Origin of the sequence: Hoeflea sp. AS60, assembly GCF_038900115.1 — a bacterium.
In the GTDB taxonomy this organism is placed as follows: Bacteria; Pseudomonadota; Alphaproteobacteria; order Rhizobiales; family Rhizobiaceae; genus Hoeflea.
In genome coordinates this window covers 563,825-581,799 of the sequence record NZ_JBBMQP010000002.1, presented here as the reverse complement: position 1 = coordinate 581,799, position 17,975 = coordinate 563,825, and the positions used below count along the sequence as shown (strand labels likewise).

Sequence of the window (17,975 nt, the reverse complement as noted above, 5' to 3'; positions counted from 1 at the left end):
GAGTCAACACAAGCTGAGCCGAACCGGGACAACCGAATTCACCGATTGCATCCGTAACACGAGCGTAAAGCCAGACTGACCCAACGCTGCCGGACCGAAATCCTAGCACTTCTCGAAAATAATAGCGTCATGCAATATGCCGCCGCAAAGAGTGACCATTGCGGCAGGACATTTGCTTGCCGATGACAACTCTTTGCAGCAGGCCGAGGCGCGCTCAAACAGACAGCCTGAGCGCGACCGATCAGCGGCGGTTGCCGCGTGACACACGCTCGATTTCTTCGCGCACCAACCGCTCCACCAGTGTTGGCAGATTGTCATCAAGCCATTGGGTCAGCATGGGCCGCAGCATCTCTTCGGCAATTTCGTCGAATGAGCGTCTTTGTCCAGCCGCGATGGCGGCATCAAGTTCTCCGAAAGCCGCAGCAACTTTTTCGCCGGTTTGCAGCGAAACCAGTTGGCCGCCAGCGTCGCGTCCAACAGCGGCCTCCTCATGCTCGGCAGCAGCCGCAGGTTCCTCATGCTGGACAGGAGCAGCAGGCTCGACATGCTCGGCAGGAGCCGCATGCCGGGCCGGAGCCGCTTCAACAGCTGGCTGCCGTGCAACAGGTTCGTCTTTCTTGGGCTCTTCTACGTGAGCAACAGCGACCGCTGCAGCTTCTACAGGCTCTTCGGACGTCAAGGCTTCGCGAAGCTCCTCCGCTGCCACATCCATGACCTCTGGTGCGCTTTCCGGCATTGCTTCCTGACGAGCGACTGTATGGGACGATTCCGTTGCAAATGCCCCGGGAACTGCGCGGGCGCGAGCAGCTACATCAGCCAGAGAAACTGGCTGAGCGACAGGCGCGTCATTTGCAGCAGTCCGCTGGCTGTCTGATTCCTGTTCCGCATACTCGGTGTCATAGGCATCGTCATCAGCATCGTGCTGGCTCAATACCGCACCCGCACCAAGCGGTATGCCATCCGCTCCAGGCTCGTTGTTTTCAATGATCCTGCGAATGGAAGCAAGAATTTCTTCCATTGACGGTTCGCGCTGCGCGCCGGCCTGTCCCATGATTACGCTCCGTTACTATCGTCGCCAGGCTCATGCCAACCGGCGAATCACCTTGACAGTCTACGGCATCAGCCAGGTTTTGAGAATCGCAACGGACGCAGGTTCGTTGTTCGTGCACAGGAATTCACGTGAGCCGCGAAAAACGAAGTTTTCCGAGGCCAGACAGCCTGGCTCAGCGGCCGTCCACAGTACGCAGACCGAACCAACGGTCCTTGGTCGCTTCGTAGTGAACTTCGGGCTTGTAGTTGGCCACTCTCAGGCCAAGACGTTCCACTGTCAGCTTTCCGGTATTTGCAAGCACCGAGAAGCTCGCGACGATCGCGTTTCGCTCCGACTGGGAAATCGCTTCCTTGGCATTCAGAACGGTTTGCTGTCCGTTGAGCACATCAAGCGTGGTCCGCTGCCCGACGCGCCGCTCCTCGACAACACCATTCAGTGCCAGGTTGGCTGCGGAAAGCTGCGCCCGGTTCGCTCCGATGGTCGCGGTTGCAGCTTCCATCTGCGTCCATGACGTCACCACGGCTTGCTCGACTGCGCGCCGTGCGGAATCGACCAGAATGCGCTGCTGGCCCAATTGCTCCTTCGCCTGCCGCACAGATGCAGAAGCTGCGCCACCCTGATAGAGCGGCACGGTAACCTTGGCCTGGATCTGACTTGTGGTTATGCCGCCGCTAGCCTCGGCAACCGAACCGCTGAGCTTGACGCCGGGAAGGAACGCACCTTCCTGGGATTTGACCTTGTATCCGGCAGCATCAACCCCGTAGAGCGCTGCCAGAACGGCCGGGTGCTCCTTCGTCGCCTGCGCAACAGCAAACTCCAGCGAACCCGGAAGCAGCTTGCGCGGGAGCGGAACCGGCTTGAGGTTATTTGGCACCGACCCCACGATCTGGGCATAGACTGCTGCACTGGACTTGGCCTGAGCTATGGCAGCCGTCAAACTGGCCTTGGCGCCTGCGAGCTGAGCTTCGGCGAGACTCACGTCCGTCCGGGTGCTTTCACCCACGTCAAAGCGGGCACGGGCTGCTGAAAACTGCTCCTGAAGGAACGCAATATTCTGCTTGCGGAAGACAACGATCTGGTTGTCCCGGTTTACGTTTGCATAGGCCTGAACCGTGGCAAGCAGGATATCAATTTCGGTGCCGCGCAGGTTCTCCCGCCCGGCGAAGACCGCAGCCTCGGACGCGCGAACATTGTTTCGGGTCTGAAATCCATCAAAAAGTGTCTGGGTGATCGACACCCCGACGCTCGCCGACTTGACCACCCGTCCCTCGGTGTTCACCACAGATGTCGCCGCTTCCGCGCCGATGATCGGACGGTATCCTGATTTCGCCAGCGCGACACCTTCGTCCGTCGCCCGCAAACCCGCGCGTGCAGCGTTGAGATCAGGGTTGTTCTCGTAAGCCTTCGCCATGGCCTGATAGATCGTCTCGGCTGAAACCGACTGCGGAGCAAGGGCCATCATGGAAACGACGGCGGCAGCGAGCGAATTCTTTAAAATTGACACGAGTATGTACTCCAACATGCGCGAAAACGGGCGCCCCGGTCAAGCACAGGACACTATCATGGTGTTTCTTAAACATATGATGGCTAGCGCTGTCAGAAGCAATCGCGAACGACCACCAATAGAGCACTAATCCCCATCAAGTTGCCGTCGCGCAACAGCGCGACAATTGGCAGCATGGCTGGTTTTCGTGCTGCGCAGATTTCTAGAAAACGAATTCTTCGCTTTTGCGGAAACCTGGCAGAGGCTTGACAGAGATATTGAATGCCGGCCTGCTCGACACCACGCCGCCATCCTTGACAAACAGATGCGCCTGCGCAGAAAGCCCGAAACCGACAGCAGCAACCAGTCGCCCGCCTTCACGAAGCTGGTCGAACAAGGCTGCCGGCACGGTTTCCACCGCGCCATTGACGAAGATCAGGTCATAGGGACCTTCCGCCGCATAGCCTTTTTCAAGTTCGCCGGTAACCACGGCCACATTGTCATAGCCACCTTCACTCAATCGTTCACTCGCAGCATCGGCAAGCTCCGAATCGCTCTCGACAGCAACAACCGATCCGGCAACCAGCGACAGAAGCGCGGCGCAATAACCTGATCCGCAGCCGATCTCCAGCACGACATGTTCGCGGGTGATCTGCGCCAGTTGCAGCATCTTGGCCAATGGCGAAGCTTCCATGACAAAACGGGCGACGCCATCAGGCCCGCCCGCAGAAATCTGGATATCGCTGTCGATATAGGCCAATGGCTTGAGTGGCGTCGGAACGAAATTCTCACGCGCAACTGTCAGGAAAGCTTTCAACACGGAATGCGATGTCACGTCCGTGGTGCGGATCTGGTTGTCCACCATTTTCTGTCGCGCGTCTTGATAGTCGGTGCCCATCCGGTCTCTCCGATGCATCTGGTCTTGCGCTTCAATAGATCGCCGCACCGCGAGATTCAAGCTGAACCAAGCGCTGGCCGGTCGAATTAAGGGTTTTCAACCAAACAAGTCATGAAGAAAGCAAGGCCAGCTGCCAACATGCCCCTTGCGCAGCTTTGATTCTCCGTCTATTTGCCAGCCGTCCGGTCAATGATCGGCATGAGGCCTCGTGGCGGAGTGGTTACGCAGAGGACTGCAAATCCTTGCACCCCGGTTCGATTCCGGGCGAGGCCTCCATTCCTAATCTTCCATATCGACGCTGTCTTCCTTCGGCTTTGCTGCCCGCATGCCTTGTCGCCGGCGCCTTTTTCCTCCGCGCCTTTCCATTCGGACGACGAAAGACCGGCGCCACCGGCGTACAACCGGCAGATCCTGGGAGAGAACCAGCAAGCCGAGCGGAACCATCCAGAAGCCCAACACCGGCAGGAATCCAAAGATTCCTCCGACAACCAGCCCTCCGCCCAAAGCGATTCGCGCCGGGGCACGCTGTGGCAGCCGGAAAATCTTCGTTCCGATCCGGATCTCGCCCCGTCCCGCATTGAAATTGAAAAACCGTTTCTGGGGCATAGGCGCCGGATCTGCCTGTGGCGTTGCGCGGGCCTGAAAAGCCCTGTTGGTCACCGCCAACAGATGGGTCTGGACAGCCAACTTCGCAAGATCGACACATTTTCTTCAAAAACCGCTTGGCAAATCAGAGAGGCATTTGTTATAGGCCCCACACGCTGCTTGACGCAGTGATCCCCGGTAGCTCAGTGGTAGAGCAATCGACTGTTAATCGATCGGTCGCTGGTTCGAATCCGGCCCGGGGAGCCAGATTTGAAAAGGCCGCATCCTTTCGAGGGTTGCGGCCTTTTTTATGTTTTCCAAAAGCTGCAGCGATTCTATGAAAAGACTGCATTTTTTCGTGAAACTTTTGATCCGTCTTTTGCGTAGATCCGTAAGAGACATTCAAAAGGCCCGGCGACTTTCGCCTAAACGGAAAAAATGCTTCGGATGGAACGCGACACACCCTATTTCAAAGATCCTGCGATCATCTGGTTCCGCAACGATTTGCGCATAGCGGATAACGAGGCTCTGGTTGCGGCAAGTCAGCACCGTTCGCTTGTTCCGATCTACATCAGGGAATCAAACAGCCCTGCTCGCCCGCTTGGCGCGGCGCGCGCCTGGTGGCTGCATCACTCCCTTTCCAGACTGTCTGATGCTCTCAAGCAGCTTGGTGCACCGCTGATTTTGCTCAGCGGAGATCCGGCTGATCTGATTGCAGACCTGATCAAATCCACCGGGGCATCGTCTGTCTACTGGAACCGGCGTTATGACCCTGCGTTTATGCAGGCTGATTCGACGTTGAAGGCAGATCTCCAGACAGATGGCTTCATCGCGGAGAGCTTCGCCGGTCAACTGCTGCACGAACCAAGCCGACTGCGCACCGGTTCTGGCACCCATTACAAGGTTTACAGCCCTTTCTGGCGGGCAATTGAACCGGATGTGGAAAGCCGACCGCCGCTCGACGCGCCGCAATCTCTTTATGGATTTACCGGATTATCCGACATCCCCAGCGAAAATCTCGACAGTTGGGGCTTGCTGCCGACTAAACCCGATTGGTCCGGCGGCCTCGCCGAAGCTTGGACTCCGGGCGAGCATGGCGCCCATGAGCGACTTGCCGACTTCCTCGAAAACCGCATGCGTGGGTATTCCGAACACCGCGATATTCCCGGTGTCGATGCCACTTCCGGGCTTTCGCCACACCTTGCCAACGGCGAAATCACCCCGGCTCAGATCTTTGAGGCGCTGAAGGGCACTGACAACGATGCAGCACCGGACGACCGCAGCAAATTTCGCAAGGAAGTCGGGTGGCGTGAGTTTTCATGGCATCTGCTCGCCAACGAACCACGGCTGGCGGAAAAGAATCATAATCCGAAATTCGATGAGTTCCCCTGGCTGAACGATTCCAAGGCGCTCGCGTCCTGGCAGAAAGGGCTCACCGGCTACCCTGTGGTTGATGCGGGCATGCGGCAGCTGTGGCAGACCGGCTGGATGCACAATCGGGTACGTATGGTCGTCGCCTCCTTTCTCACCAAGCATCTGATGATTGACTGGCGCAAGGGCGAAGACTGGTTCTGGGACACATTGGTGGACGCCGATCCCGCGTCCAATGCCGCGAGTTGGCAATGGGTGGCCGGCTCCGGGGCGGATGCAGCTCCATATTTCCGGATTTTCAATCCAGTGCTGCAGGGCGAGAAGTTTGACCCTGACGGCGATTATGTCCGCACATTTGTTCCCGAACTGGAAAAAATGCCATCCAAATTCATCCACAAACCGTGGAATGCGCCCCAGAAGGTGCTGGAAGAAGCTGGCGTTCGCCTTGGCGACACCTACCCTAACCCGATTGTAGATCATATGCTGGCGCGCGACCGCGCACTGGCCGCCTACCAGCAGATCAAGGATGCCGCATGAACGTTCATTTGACCCCTTTGCCAGACACCAGCGGTCCTGAACGCTTGAAAGTGGCCGTCATCGGATCCGGCATCTCGGGCGCGTCGGCTGCCTGGGCATTGCGTGACGTGCACGATGTAACACTCTATGAGGCTGAAAAACGCCCCGGCGGACACACCGCTACGGTCGACATCAACTATGACGGCACATCGATTTCGGTAGATACGGGCTTCATCGTCTACAACGAACTCAACTATCCCAATCTGACCGCGCTGTTTGACCACCTAGCAGTCAAGACCCATGACAGTGACATGAGCTTTGCGCTTTCGCTCGATCACGGCAAGCTGGAATGGGGTGGCGACAATCTGTGGACCCTGTTTGCCCAGAAGCGTAACCTTCTGCGTCCGTCCTTCCTGCTGATGCTGCGTGAAATCCTCCGCTTCAACAAGATCTGCCTGCAGGACCGCGCCGCCGGACATCTGGCCGCGCGCTCGATCGGTGACTACCTCAACTGGCGCGGTTTCTCGCCTGGCTTCATGAACAATTACCTGGTGCCCATGGCTGCCGCGATCTGGTCAACGCCAGCCAAGCGGATGATGGAGTTCCCTGCCACCTATTTCGTCAATTTCTTTGAAAACCACCGCCTGATTTATCTGGAGCGGCCAACATGGCGCACAGTGACCGGTGGAAGCCGTAATTATCTCACCAAGCTGCTGGAACCGCTCGGTGACCGGGTTCACCTGGATGCAGGTGTCGTGTCGGTGCGCAGAAGCGCCGAAGGCGTCGATATTCTCGACACCACAGGAGCCACGAAATCCTACGACCGAATTGTCCTCGCCTGCCACACGGATCAGGCATTGCGAATTCTCGATCGGCCGACCGAACAGGAACAGTCAATCCTGAACGCCATTCCCTACAGCCCCAACCGGGTGATACTGCACCGCGATGAGCGCCTGATGCCCACCCGCAAGAAGGTCTGGGCATCCTGGAACTATCTGCGCTCGTCCGATCAGCGCAGCGATGCAAATGTCGCTGTCTCCTACTGGATGAACCGGCTGCAAGGCATTCATCCCTCAATGCCCTTGTTCGTAACCCTCAATCCCGACCGTGAACCTCGACCGGAACTGGTTTTTGGCGAGTACAGCTATGATCATCCCCAATTCGGATCAGATGCGATGGAGGTTCAGGCGAGGCTCAGCCAGATCCAGGGCGACAACAACACCTATTTCGCAGGGGCCTGGACAGGGTACGGCTTTCATGAGGACGGACTGACATCCGGAATCAAAGTTGCAGAAGCGCTCGGCGCCGTCCTACCATGGCGCACCAACACCGGCCAAAGCGCGAAAGTGACGGCCTGAGCATGAATGCGAGTGCAAGAATTTCAATGAAAGCTGCAAAACCTCTCGGCGCACCGGCCAGCCTCTATGCCGGCGACGTCATGCATCAGCGCATGAAGCCCGTCGGCCACCGGTTTCGCTACAGGGTCTATTCGATTCTGGTTGATCTAGACCGCCTCGAGGAAGCTGATGGCCTCTCAAAGCTGTTCTCGGTAAACCGTGCCAATGTGATGTCGTTTCACGAATCCGACCATTTGCGTGGCGCAGAACAATCTTCACTGCGCGCCCATATCGATGCCTTGCTCAAGGAAGCGGGGCTTGATCAGCCGGCTGCCCGCGTTGAGCTGGCCTGCTATCCGCGCATTTTCGGCCAGGTGTTTAACCCGCTGTCGGTCTACTATGCCTATGACGGCAACGGACATCCGTTGGCGCTGGTCTACGAGGTCCGAAACACCTTCGGCGAGAACCACACCTATGTCTGCAAGATTGAAGCGGGAGACCTGACCCCTGCAGGCATTCGCCAGAGCCGCTCGAAGCTTTTCTACGTTTCACCGTTTGTCGAAATGGAAGCCAGGTACAATTTCCGGATGAATGTGCCGGGTGAGCAGTTGAAGTGGCGTATTCTGGAAACCGACCCGTCTGGCCCCCTGCTTGCGGCCACCTACAATGGCGAAAGGCGCAACCTTGCGACAGGGTCAATTCTCGGCTGCCTCTTGCAGATTCCACTTTTGACGTGGAAGATTGTGGGAGGCATCCACTTCGAGGCACTCAGATTGTGGCTCAAGGGGGTGCGTTATGTGCCGCGCCCGGCGCCGCCGCCGAGTGCAAGCTTTCACGATCAGGGAAAGCTGGAACATCAGGTGGCGAAACCGCGATGAGTGAAACATTTTTGGGATGGAGGAGGCTTGAATCATGAAGACTGAAGCCACCTGGAATGAACATGAAGCTGGCGAAAAGCTGTCGACAGACAACCTTTCTGCCTATTTGCGTGGACTGCCGGTCAAGGCAAAGATGGCGTTGCGCGGGCTTCTTCATATGGGGCACGGGCGACTGTCGATCCGCATGCCCGACGGCCGCACCGTGCTGATCGAAGGCAGGGCGGAAGGCCCCGAAGCAACTCTGATTTTGCACAACTGGAACCTCGCGCACCGGGCCCTGACCGCAGGGACCATCGGCGTGGCGGAATCCTATATCGACGGCGACTGGGAAAGCCCTGACGTGACGGCGTTTCTCGAGTTGTTTCTGGTCAATGTCGAAGTTGGTGACACCCTGGCAGGCGGAGCGCGCGGTCTCGCTCGTGTTGTCGAACTGGTTCGCCACTGGCTGAGATCAAATTCACGGTCTCAGGCGAGAAAGAACATCTCCGCCCATTATGACCTCGGCAACGAGTTCTATTCGAAATGGCTTGATGAAACGATGACCTATTCGTCGGCGCTATACGATGATGGCGCCAATGATCTGGCCAGTGCACAGACCGCCAAGTACCGGGCTCTGGCGCAGGCGGCAGGTTTGAAGGCTGGCGACCATGTGCTTGAAATCGGCTGTGGCTGGGGCGGCTTTGCAGAGTTTGCCGCAAGTGAAATCGGCTGCCACGTCACCGGCCTGACAATTTCCAGGGAGCAGCTGGCGTTTGCCCGCGAGCGCATTGAAAAGGCCGGACTTTCCGACAAGGTCGACCTGCGCTTCCAGGATTACCGTGACGAAACCGGCAAGTATGACGGCGTCGTTTCGATCGAGATGTTCGAGGCTGTCGGCGAGAAATACTGGCCGACCTATTTCTCCAAGGTGCGTGAATGTCTCAAGCCCGGCGGTCGTGCCGGATTGCAGATCATCACCATCAAGCCTGAAGCCTATGAAACCTATCGCGCCAATCCGGATTTCATCCAGCGCTATGTGTTTCCAGGCGGCATGCTGCCGACCGAAAACCATCTCAAATCGCTGGGCGAAACCGCAGGTCTCGAGATGGTCGGACATCGCGCCTTCGGTCCCGACTATGGCCGCACGCTCGCCGAATGGCGACAGCGGTTCTGGGATGCCTGGGACGAAGTCGAGCCGATGGGGTTCGATCTCCGATTCAAGCGGCTTTGGGAATTCTACATGTATTATTGCGAAGCCGGCTTCCGCTCCGGGCACATCAATGTCCGGCAGGTGGTTTACAGCTGACCTGGTCATGCCACTCGTCCCAGGCGCGTGGGCCGAAGAAACCAGTCCCTGAGGGGGCAGGTCGGACCAAATAGCCACAGGTTTTTGAAACAGGGCCGTGATGCCGCCTCCTGTTCCTTCGACGCCGTCGCTTGTGTCCGCCGACTATTTGATCCAAGCAGTCCAAGGCAACGGCGGATCGCAAACCGATCTACCGGGCCCCCGATCAGCGGCACCAGTGTGACGAGGCGCAGCCAGTCGTAGAATGGAGGAAAGGTTTGAGTTCAGGAGAAGCACCCGAGCAAAGTGAATTGGGTCGCGACGCAACAACACCCGGCGAGATCCCCCGCAAGGGGCTTTGGCAGGTCTTGAAACGCACGGCAGCCATATTCAGTGATGAGCGGGTCAGCCTGGTCGCTGCGGGAGTTACCTATTATCTCTTGCTGGCAGTGTTTCCAGCGCTTGCGGTCATGGTCGCCATGTATGGCTTCGTGGCTGATCCCGCCGATATCAACGACCAGATCGAGTTCCTGTCCACGGTCGTTCCGTCCGATTTCCTGAAGATTGTTTCAGGTCAGTTGCAGTCCCTGGCGACACAGAAAACCTCCGCACAGGGGCTGGCGTTCGTTGCCGGTCTGGCCATCGCATTCTGGAGCGCGAACAATGGGATCAAGGCACTGTTTCAAGTCATGAACGTTGCCTATGGCGAGACGGAGAAGCGCAGCTTCGTCATGCTCAACCTGATCACCCTCGCCTTCACTCTCGGCGCATTCGTGATGGCGATCAGCTTGATCACCGGGATCGCGGTGGTCCCGGCCGTGCTCTCGCTCCTTCAGCTCAGTCAATGGTCCGATACGATCGTCAAACTGACACGATGGCCGATCCTGCTTCTGGTAATCTCGGTTGGAATATCGCTGCTTTATCGCTTTGGACCAAGCCGGGAAAAAGCCAAGCTGCGATGGCTCAGTTGGGGCGCGGTCGTTGCGACCGGCACCTGGTGGATCAGCTCCATCCTCTTTTCAGTCTATCTGGAGCGATATGCCGATTACAACGCCACCTACGGCACGCTTGGCGCGCTGATCGCCTCGCTGGTCTGGATGTGGGTATCTATCGTCATTCTCATTTTGGGCGCGAGGTTCAACGCGGAGCTCGAGCACCAGACGGCTGTGGATTCCACCGCTGGTCATCCACAGCCCATCGGTGAACGCGGTGCATTTGTCGCCGATACCCTGCCGGACTAGGCATGGCCCGGATGGCTGATCCGCTTGCCAGCAACCGCAACGGCGGTGAACCAGTGGGCCCGCCGCTGCGTAGACATGGTCAAACGCAACATAGCCAGTCCCGCGCATTGCTGGATGACGCCCTTCCCCGGATGTACCTGTGACAACACCAAGCAACGTCGCTGCCCCCACCAGCACACGGTCCGCGCCCGAGCCGGGGTTGGCCCTTTCCCAGATCATAGCCTATGCGCTGCCAGCCATTCCGCTGGCTGCGTTGACGCTGCCGCTCTATGTGCTGGTTCCGACGTTCTACACGGAAACACTCGGTCTCTCCCTGGCCTCTGTGGGCTTTGCCTTGCTGCTGGTTCGGATTTTTGACGCCGTCAATGACCCTCTGATCGGCTGGGCGGCAGACCGGTTCCGACCTCGCTTCGGCCGCCGCCGCTCGCTGTTTGCCTTAAGCCTGCCGCTGACGGCTCTTGCGGCCTTCATGCTGTTCTGGCCGCCGGTTGACGCGACCGTCCTGTGGCTTGCAGCGTGGGGGCTGATGTTGTCACTGGGCTACACAGCAGCGCTGATCCCGTTTTCCGCTTGGGGCGCTGAACTGGCAACCGATTATCATGGCAGGTCGCGGATCACCGCCTGGCGCGAGGGACTGACCCTGGTCGGAACCCTGATTGCCATCGGCCTGCCTTTTACGATCGGATTTGATCAGGCCGAAGGACTGCATGGCCTGGCGGTGCTCGGCCTCGTCGTTCTGGTCGCTTTGCCTCTGCTTGGCGCAGTGGCGGTTTTCTCAACGCCGGAACCGGCAGAGCACTCACGCATGCGGGTCAATCTGAAATCAGGGCTGTCACACCTCATCGGCAATCGGCCCTTCGTTCGCCTGATCGTGGCGTTCTTTCTCAACGGACTGGCAAACGGCATTCCTGCTACGCTGTTTTTGTATTTCGTCTCGGCGCGTTTGGGTCTGCCAGACGCCCGTGGTCCCTTACTGTTCTTCTATTTTCTCTGTGCCATCGCCGGCGTGCCATTGGCAACGTGGGCGGCGCGGCGCTTCGGAAAGCACAGGGCCTGGTGCTATGCCATGCTCGCTGCATGTGTCGCGTTTGCGCCCGCGCCGCTTCTGCCCGAGGGCAGCCTGATCGCGTTCGCCGTAATCTGCGCCGTGACGGGTCTGCTCTTGGGCTTTGATCTCAGCATACCGCCGGCCATTCAGGCCGATGTCATTGATGTGGATACTGCAGCCTCTGGCGAGCAGCGCTCAGGCACTTATTTCGCCGCCTGGAGCCTCGCCACCAAACTCTCGCTTGCCGGTGGCGTTGGTGTGGTTTTCCCAGCCCTGGCAGCCTTTGGTTTTGATCCGGCTGCGGGCAGCGGTTCCGGCAAGGGATTGATGGCTCTGGCAATTGCCTATGCCTGGATTCCGATCGCATTCAAGCTTGCCAGCATTGCAATCATGTGGAATTTCCCGCTGGACGAGGCAGCGCAGAAATCCCTTCGCAGCCGCATTGAAGCGAGCTGATTGAACCCGATCAGCCGGTTTCAAGCGGTCGCTTTTTCCATCCCGTTGCGGCATTCATCAGCCAGAAATAGGCCGGATAGGGAAGAAACTGCAGCGCCTTGAGCACATAGGTGAACCGGCGCGGGAAAGTGATCTCGAAAGACCCTGACTTCAGCCCCTGGGCTATGCGCTTTGCCGCTTCTTCCGGCTGTATCAGAGCGGGCATTTCAAACGCATTGTCTGCAGTGGCAGGCGTATCGACAAATCCCGGATTGATCACCTGGATCCGTACACCGAACTTGTCGAGGTCGAACTTGAGGCTTTCGGCCATGTTGATCAGTGCTGCCTTGGTTGCACCATAGGCCGCACTTGTCGGCATCCCGCCGTAGCCGGTGACCGATGAGACGATGGCGATCTGACCGCGTCCGCGTGCTTTCATAAGATCGATCGAAGGAACCAGTCCCCTGACCACGCCCGACAGGTTGACCGCAAATGTCTTGTCAAAGTCCGAAACCTTCAGCGTCTCGCCATGGACCGGCAGATAGACCCCGGCATTGAACACCGCCAGCGCCAGACCGTTTCCATCAGCATCAATGCGCGCGGCAATCGCCGCCATCGCATCCATATCCGTCACGTCACCGGGAGCGGCGACGATCCGGCCCTTCAGACCGGTTGACTCGCCCGCAAGCTCGGCCAGTTCATCTTCACTTCGCGCCGTGGCGTAAACCGTGAACCCCTCGCCCGCCAGATCCAACGCCAAGGCCCGGCCTATCCCGCTTGAGGCGCCAGTCACCCAGGCTGCTCCATCTGATGGCGTGGCTGTAAACGTGGTCATGCATGTCTCCAATCAAAAAGGCCGTCTGGAACCTACTACGTTCCAGACGGCCTGTTGGTTCAATCTGCCTGAAGAAGACGGCGCTAGCCGATGATGTCGCCAATCAACTGCCGGAATGAGCCGGTCAGCTTCAAGGGCGCATCCATGACAGCAAGCCCTATGCAGGGACGCCCCTTGTCAGCACTCGGACGGTGATCGACGCTGTCATCGGCAACCGAGATATCGCCGCGGCCATAGTGACCGCGCGCATCGCTGAATGCTCCATCAAGCACGAGAGACAATTCACTGCCCTCATGGGTATGGGCAGGCACGGTGCGGCCCGGCTTGATCCAGAAAAGGTTGACATGGCATCCCTCGATGTCGCCAAGGTCATATTCCTTGAAACCGGGCATGCGCGTACGCCACGGCACGTCACCGGCATCAAAGCCGACAAAATCATAAAGCGCCTTGGGGAAGATCCGGTTCTCGCCAGTGCTCACCGGAGCAATTGCTTCCGGAGATTTCGATGCAAGCACCGCTGCCAGCATCGCATCACGGTTTTCAAGTGCCACCGGGTCAGTCGCCATCAATTCAAGACCGGCCATGGCTTCAAGATTGGCAACCTTGATCCTGTTCTCGGCCTTCAACTCCAGATGAGCCTCTACCAGCACCCGCGCGGGCGCAGGAAGGGTACCGGCGACATACCGGGCAAGCAGCGAGTCGATGGTATCGATGTGTTCACGCACCATGCGTTTTCAGCTTTCCAAATTTTCAACGACGACTTCGATCTGACGAACGAACATCCGTTTCTGTCTAATCCGATTGTCACTCTTTACGCCTGACTGAACAATACGGATCACCGGAATATGCCATTTCTCATTTTTGCCATCTGAAGGCAAATTTTCCCTTGTACTGTGTGACAGGGAGAACAGGTTTCTTGCAACAAGACGCTTGAGAAGCCAGAACTGGCTGCATACTCTCGCCAAGCCTGTGCACCCACAGCCAATAACAGGATAAATCATGCCAGCCATCAATTCCGTTCTCGACGCCATCGGCAACACGCCTCTCATCCGACTCAACGCTGCGTCGGAAGCCACAGGCTGCACTATCCTTGGCAAGGCCGAGTTTCTCAATCCGGGCCAGTCGGTCAAGGACAGAGCTGCGCTGGAAATCATCCGTGACGCCGAAGAAAAGGGCCTGCTGCGCCCGGGCGGCACCATTGTCGAAGGAACCGCCGGCAACACCGGGATCGGACTGGCACTGGTCGCCTGCGCTCTGGGCTACAAGACCGTCATCGTCATCCCCGAGACCCAGAGCCAGGAGAAGAAGGATGCGCTGCGGCTGCTCGGCGCCGAGCTGGTCGAGGTGCCGGCAGCACCTTACCGCAATCCCAACAATTACGTCCGGCTGTCAGGCCGGCTTGCAGAGCAGCTCGCAAAGTCAGACCCCAATGGTGCGATCTGGGCAAACCAGTTCGACAACGTCGCCAACCGTCGTGCCCACGTGAAGACAACTGCTCCCGAAATCTGGCGCGATACCGATGGCAAGGTCGACGGCTTCATCTGCGCCGTCGGATCGGGCGGCACGCTAGCCGGCGTGGCTGAAGGCCTTCGAGGCTTCTCGAAATCGGTGAAGATCGGCCTGGCCGACCCCGATGGGGCAGCGCTTTACAGCTACTACACCACCGGCGAGATGAAATCCTCCGGCAACTCCATCACCGAGGGCATCGGCCAAGGCCGCATCACGGCCAATCTGGAAGGGTTCACGCCCGACATGTCCTTCAACATTCCTGATTCGGAAGCAGTTCCGCTGGTCTTTGATCTTCTCGAACATGAAGGACTCTGCCTTGGCGGATCATCCGGCATCAACGTCGCCGGCGCCATCCGCATGGCCCGCGAGATGGGACCGGGCCACACCATCGTCACCATCCTTTGCGATTACGGCAACCGCTATCAGTCCAAGCTGTTCAATCCCGAGTTCCTGACGTCCAAGGATCTCCCGGTTCCCGAATGGCTGACCCGCACGAGCGATATTTCCGTCCCCTACATGAGTGAATGAGTTCCATGACCGCCCTTTTCCTTGAAGACGCCTATCTCTCGACCGTTGAATCACTTGTCACCGGCATCCGGGAAGATGGCGGCATACTGCTCGAGCAGACATGCTTTTATGCCACATCCGGCGGCCAGCCCGGCGATACCGGGTTTCTCGAGCGCGAAAACGGCGACAAGATCCAGATCGCGGGCACCGTGACTGGCGACACCAAGGCGGAGATCATTCTTGTCCCGGCACCAGGCCAGTCGGTCCCTGCAGTTGGCGAAAAGCTCGTGCAGCACATCGACTGGGACAGACGCTACAATCTGATGCGCATGCACACCGCCTGCCACCTGCTCTCGGTGGTCTGCCCCTATCCTATAACCGGGGCTGCAGTCAGCGAGACCGACAGCCGGATCGACTTCGACATGACCGACACCATCGACAAGGCCGAGGTGACGGCAAAGCTGATGGAGCTGGTCAAAGCCAACCATCCGATCTTCAATCAATGGATCTCGGAAGAGGAACTTAGAGCCAACCCGGATCTGGTCAAATCCAAGAACGTGCGCCCTCCAAGCGGACAGGGCCGGATTCGCCTGGTCTGCATCGGCGAAGGCTCATCGATCGACAGCCAGCCGTGCGGCGGGACCCATGTTGGTGAAACCGCTGAAGTCGGTGAAATCCACATCGGCAAGATCGAAAAGAAGGGCAAGGAAAACCGCCGCTTCCGCATCCGTTTCGGACCACTGCCCGCCTGATCACCCGGCGATTTGACGTATCCCGGTTGAAGCCAGCAAGCCGGGTGTCGCTGGCAGGTGGTGATCAGTAGCGATCCATACATTTTTATGATTCTGTTTGACGGCTCGTTAAAGGGATCAGCGTAGAGATTGACCTGTAACCGGGGGCTTCGTGCGCCCGGCGGTCTAAAATACACGCTGTGATCGAAGCCTTTAGGGGCTTCGCACCGAACTTTGCAAAGCAACCCGATGCCTTCCATTCAAGCCATTACCTACCCGGTTTCCGCAATGGTCCCGAGCGTTGTGCCCGCACCCGCCCTGGGAAACAGCAACAAATTGCCTGCGCCCAAGACAGAGACCGTTGTCCAGGCTGACGCCGGACGTACTGTGTCAGACCGTGTCAGCGCGTTTCTCGCCACGGACCCAAGCGTAAAGACCGCGGGCAATCGTCCGGACGGTCCGCCATCGCCCCCGGTCGGTGGAATGGGTCCCCGCGAAGCCGGAGCGAACCAGAACGAAGCTGCCGGCGAAAGCGAAACAGCCCTGAAGCTCCTGGGAACAAACGAGACGACCGAAAACGATCATGACGCTGACGACATCGCCACGCAAACGACTGCGGTCCAGTTTGACGAGGCGAAAAACTACTACCCCACATCAATCTACTAAGTCAGTAGAATCTCGATTTGAACGGGCCGGTTACCGGCCCGTTTTTGTCTGTAAAGTCGGCCTGCCTCATTGCCGCAAGCCATTGCCATCGCATAACATGCGGTCCGGGCAGTAGATTCATCAATGTCAGGCCCGGCCCCGCATATGAGGATTGCTGCATGACCACTTCACCCGATCAAAGTCCGTTCGTGGTTTCGTTCGAATGGCTGAAGAGCCGGCTCAATGAGCCAGGCCTGAAGATTGTTGACGCCTCATGGTATCTGCCCGCCCAGAACCGCAACGGCGCTGCGGAATTTGCAGCTTCGCGTATTCCTGGCGCGGTGTTCTTCGATCAGGACAAGATCGTCGCTCCGGGATCAAACCTGCCACATACTATTCCGGATGAAGCCGATTTCGCCCGCGCAGCAGGAGAGCTTGGGCTTTCTGAAACCGACACCATCGTGGTCTATGACGGCCCCGGCATGTTCACGGCGCCCCGCGTCTGGTGGCTGCTGCGGATCTTTGGCGCAGGCAACACATACGTGCTCAACGGCGGTTTCGATACCTGGAAGGCAGAAGGGCTGCCAACCCAAACCGGCGAACCGGCAACGCCTGAACCCGCTGAGTTCAATGCCACTCTCAACTTGCAGGCGATTACCGATTTTGACGCCATGCGCTCTATCGTCGACACTCAAACCTCGCAGATCGCCGATGCCCGCGGACCCGGTCGTTTCACCGGGGTCGAAGCTGAACCGCGCCAGGGCATGCGCTCCGGCCATATGCCGGGAGCACGCAATGTTCCGTTCTCCACATTGACCGAGGGCGGAAAGCTCAAACCCATCAAGGACCTGCGCGCAGCACTTGAAGCATCCGGGCTCGATCTCGACAAACCAGTGGTGACAAGTTGCGGATCCGGTGTGACTGCGGCGGTGATCACCCTTGCTCTGCAATCAACCGGCCACCACGACAATACGCTCTACGATGGCTCGTGGTCCGAGTGGGGCGGCCGCGAGGACACCCCTATTGTCACGGGAGAGGCCTGAGATGGCCAAGTCAGCAAAACCAAAATCGCTCAAGGCAACTGTCACGCACCTTGAGATGAAACGCAGGCCTCGCGCGATCGCGCCCCTGCCCGTCAATCTGCATGCGACCTTGATGAAGGCAACAGACATACCCCTGCATTTTTATCGCTATCTCCAGTGGCAGGTTGGCCAGGAATGGCACTGGGTCGCACGCCTGCGCATGAGTGATGACCATCTTTCCGTCATCGTGCATGCAAAAACCACACGCATTTTCGTGCTCAGCGTCGATGGCGCTCCGGCCGGGTTCTTTGAACTGGCCGACCTCGATGATTCGACCGTGGAGCTCTCCTATTTCGGCCTGATGGAGCATGTGCGCAAACGTGGCCTCGGTGAATGGATGCTTGGGCAGGCCGTAACGACCGCCTGGTCAACCACACCAGCCCGCGTCATCGTATCAACCAATACGCTGGACCACCCCGCCGCCTTGCCGCTCTATCAGAAGATGGGCTTCGAACCGGTGAGCCAAAACCAGGCCATCATCCGGCCGCTGGCAGATGAGGAAATTCTGGCATTGATGAAAGCCGGAAGTGACACCGCCGACTGAAATCGGGTGGCGGCG

Annotated in this window: 18 protein-coding genes and 2 tRNA genes; 13 read left to right on the top strand and 7 right to left on the bottom strand. The window is 58.3% G+C overall.

Annotation, left to right across the window (positions count from 1 at the left end; genetic code table 11):
* Positions 1–241: 241 nt before the first annotated feature.
* The 3 genes from WNZ14_RS13070 to WNZ14_RS13060 all read right to left on the bottom strand — a co-directional run bounded on the left by WNZ14_RS13070 (position 242) and on the right by WNZ14_RS13060 (position 3,432).
* Positions 242–1,051, bottom strand: a complete 810-nt coding sequence (locus tag WNZ14_RS13070; protein ID WP_342869087.1) for a DUF2497 domain-containing protein — start codon at positions 1,049–1,051, stop codon at positions 242–244.
* 172 nt (positions 1,052–1,223) lie between these two features.
* Positions 1,224–2,573 (bottom strand): TolC family outer membrane protein, encoded by a 1,350-nt coding sequence (locus tag WNZ14_RS13065; protein ID WP_342869086.1) that lies wholly within the window; start codon positions 2,571–2,573, stop codon positions 1,224–1,226.
* 184 nt (positions 2,574–2,757) lie between these two features.
* Positions 2,758–3,432 carry a protein-L-isoaspartate O-methyltransferase gene (locus WNZ14_RS13060; RefSeq protein WP_342869085.1) on the bottom strand — a complete coding sequence of 225 codons (675 nt, stop codon included), beginning with the start codon at positions 3,430–3,432 and terminating at the stop codon, positions 2,758–2,760.
* A gap of 202 nt (positions 3,433–3,634) precedes the next feature.
* On the opposite strand from WNZ14_RS13060, the gene WNZ14_RS13055 reads away from it, so the two are divergent.
* Positions 3,635–3,708 (top strand) — tRNA-Cys (locus WNZ14_RS13055).
* Between the two features lie 3 nt (positions 3,709–3,711).
* Here the strand turns inward: WNZ14_RS13055 and WNZ14_RS13050 are convergent.
* Positions 3,712–4,038, bottom strand: coding sequence for a hypothetical protein (locus WNZ14_RS13050; RefSeq protein ID WP_342869084.1), 327 nt, complete (start codon positions 4,036–4,038; stop codon positions 3,712–3,714).
* A gap of 171 nt (positions 4,039–4,209) precedes the next feature.
* On the opposite strand from WNZ14_RS13050, the gene WNZ14_RS13045 reads away from it, so the two are divergent.
* The 7 genes from WNZ14_RS13045 to WNZ14_RS13015 all read left to right on the top strand — a co-directional run bounded on the left by WNZ14_RS13045 (position 4,210) and on the right by WNZ14_RS13015 (position 12,128).
* A tRNA-Asn gene (locus WNZ14_RS13045) sits at positions 4,210–4,284 on the top strand.
* Positions 4,285–4,464: 180 nt separating this feature from the next.
* Positions 4,465–5,925: a deoxyribodipyrimidine photo-lyase gene (locus tag WNZ14_RS13040; protein WP_342869083.1), complete on the top strand. Its 1,461-nt coding sequence runs from the start codon at positions 4,465–4,467 to the stop codon at positions 5,923–5,925.
* Complete coding sequence (locus WNZ14_RS13035) at positions 5,922–7,262, top strand: FAD-dependent oxidoreductase (RefSeq protein ID WP_342869082.1); 1,341 nt, start codon at positions 5,922–5,924, stop codon at positions 7,260–7,262. Before WNZ14_RS13040 ends, WNZ14_RS13035 begins: the two co-directional genes overlap by 4 nt.
* Before the next feature lie 26 nt (positions 7,263–7,288).
* Positions 7,289–8,119 (top strand): DUF1365 domain-containing protein, encoded by an 831-nt coding sequence (locus WNZ14_RS13030; RefSeq protein ID WP_342869081.1) that lies wholly within the window; start codon positions 7,289–7,291, stop codon positions 8,117–8,119.
* 34 nt (positions 8,120–8,153) lie between these two features.
* On the top strand, positions 8,154–9,404 hold the full coding sequence (locus tag WNZ14_RS13025) for a cyclopropane-fatty-acyl-phospholipid synthase family protein (protein ID WP_342869080.1): 1,251 nt from the start codon (positions 8,154–8,156) through the stop codon (positions 9,402–9,404).
* Between the two features lie 257 nt (positions 9,405–9,661).
* Positions 9,662–10,624, top strand: a complete 963-nt coding sequence (locus WNZ14_RS13020; protein WP_342869079.1) for a YihY/virulence factor BrkB family protein — start codon at positions 9,662–9,664, stop codon at positions 10,622–10,624.
* Between the two features lie 139 nt (positions 10,625–10,763).
* Positions 10,764–12,128: an MFS transporter gene (locus WNZ14_RS13015; protein ID WP_342869078.1), complete on the top strand. Its 1,365-nt coding sequence runs from the start codon at positions 10,764–10,766 to the stop codon at positions 12,126–12,128.
* Between the two features lie 10 nt (positions 12,129–12,138).
* Here the strand turns inward: WNZ14_RS13015 and WNZ14_RS13010 are convergent, their stop codons facing one another.
* The 3 genes from WNZ14_RS13010 to WNZ14_RS13000 form a co-directional block, all read right to left on the bottom strand.
* A complete protein-coding gene (locus WNZ14_RS13010) occupies positions 12,139–12,942 on the bottom strand; it encodes an SDR family NAD(P)-dependent oxidoreductase (RefSeq protein ID WP_342869077.1) in 804 nt (267 codons plus the stop codon).
* Between the two features lie 83 nt (positions 12,943–13,025).
* Positions 13,026–13,670: a ChrR family anti-sigma-E factor gene (locus WNZ14_RS13005; protein WP_342869076.1), complete on the bottom strand. Its 645-nt coding sequence runs from the start codon at positions 13,668–13,670 to the stop codon at positions 13,026–13,028.
* Positions 13,671–13,676: 6 nt separating this feature from the next.
* A complete protein-coding gene (locus WNZ14_RS13000) occupies positions 13,677–13,952 on the bottom strand; it encodes a hypothetical protein (RefSeq protein ID WP_342869075.1) in 276 nt (91 codons plus the stop codon).
* Here WNZ14_RS13000 and WNZ14_RS12995 point away from each other — a divergent pair.
* The 5 genes from WNZ14_RS12995 (at position 13,942) to WNZ14_RS12975 (ending at position 17,960) form a co-directional block, all read left to right on the top strand.
* Positions 13,942–14,979, top strand: coding sequence for a cysteine synthase A (locus WNZ14_RS12995; RefSeq protein WP_342869074.1), 1,038 nt, complete (start codon positions 13,942–13,944; stop codon positions 14,977–14,979). The two genes, WNZ14_RS13000 and WNZ14_RS12995, sit on opposite strands and share 11 nt — an antisense overlap.
* A gap of 5 nt (positions 14,980–14,984) precedes the next feature.
* The gene (locus WNZ14_RS12990; protein ID WP_342869073.1) at positions 14,985–15,710 is read left to right on the top strand and encodes an alanyl-tRNA editing protein; all 726 of its coding nucleotides are present in this window, start codon (positions 14,985–14,987) and stop codon (positions 15,708–15,710) included.
* Positions 15,711–16,025: 315 nt separating this feature from the next.
* Positions 16,026–16,355, top strand: a complete 330-nt coding sequence (locus tag WNZ14_RS12985; protein ID WP_342869072.1) for a hypothetical protein — start codon at positions 16,026–16,028, stop codon at positions 16,353–16,355.
* A gap of 158 nt (positions 16,356–16,513) precedes the next feature.
* Positions 16,514–17,377: a 3-mercaptopyruvate sulfurtransferase gene (gene sseA / locus WNZ14_RS12980; protein ID WP_342869071.1), complete on the top strand. Its 864-nt coding sequence runs from the start codon at positions 16,514–16,516 to the stop codon at positions 17,375–17,377.
* Between the two features lies 1 nt (position 17,378).
* The gene (locus WNZ14_RS12975; protein ID WP_342869070.1) at positions 17,379–17,960 is read left to right on the top strand and encodes a GNAT family N-acetyltransferase; all 582 of its coding nucleotides are present in this window, start codon (positions 17,379–17,381) and stop codon (positions 17,958–17,960) included.
* Positions 17,961–17,975 lie beyond the last annotated feature (15 nt).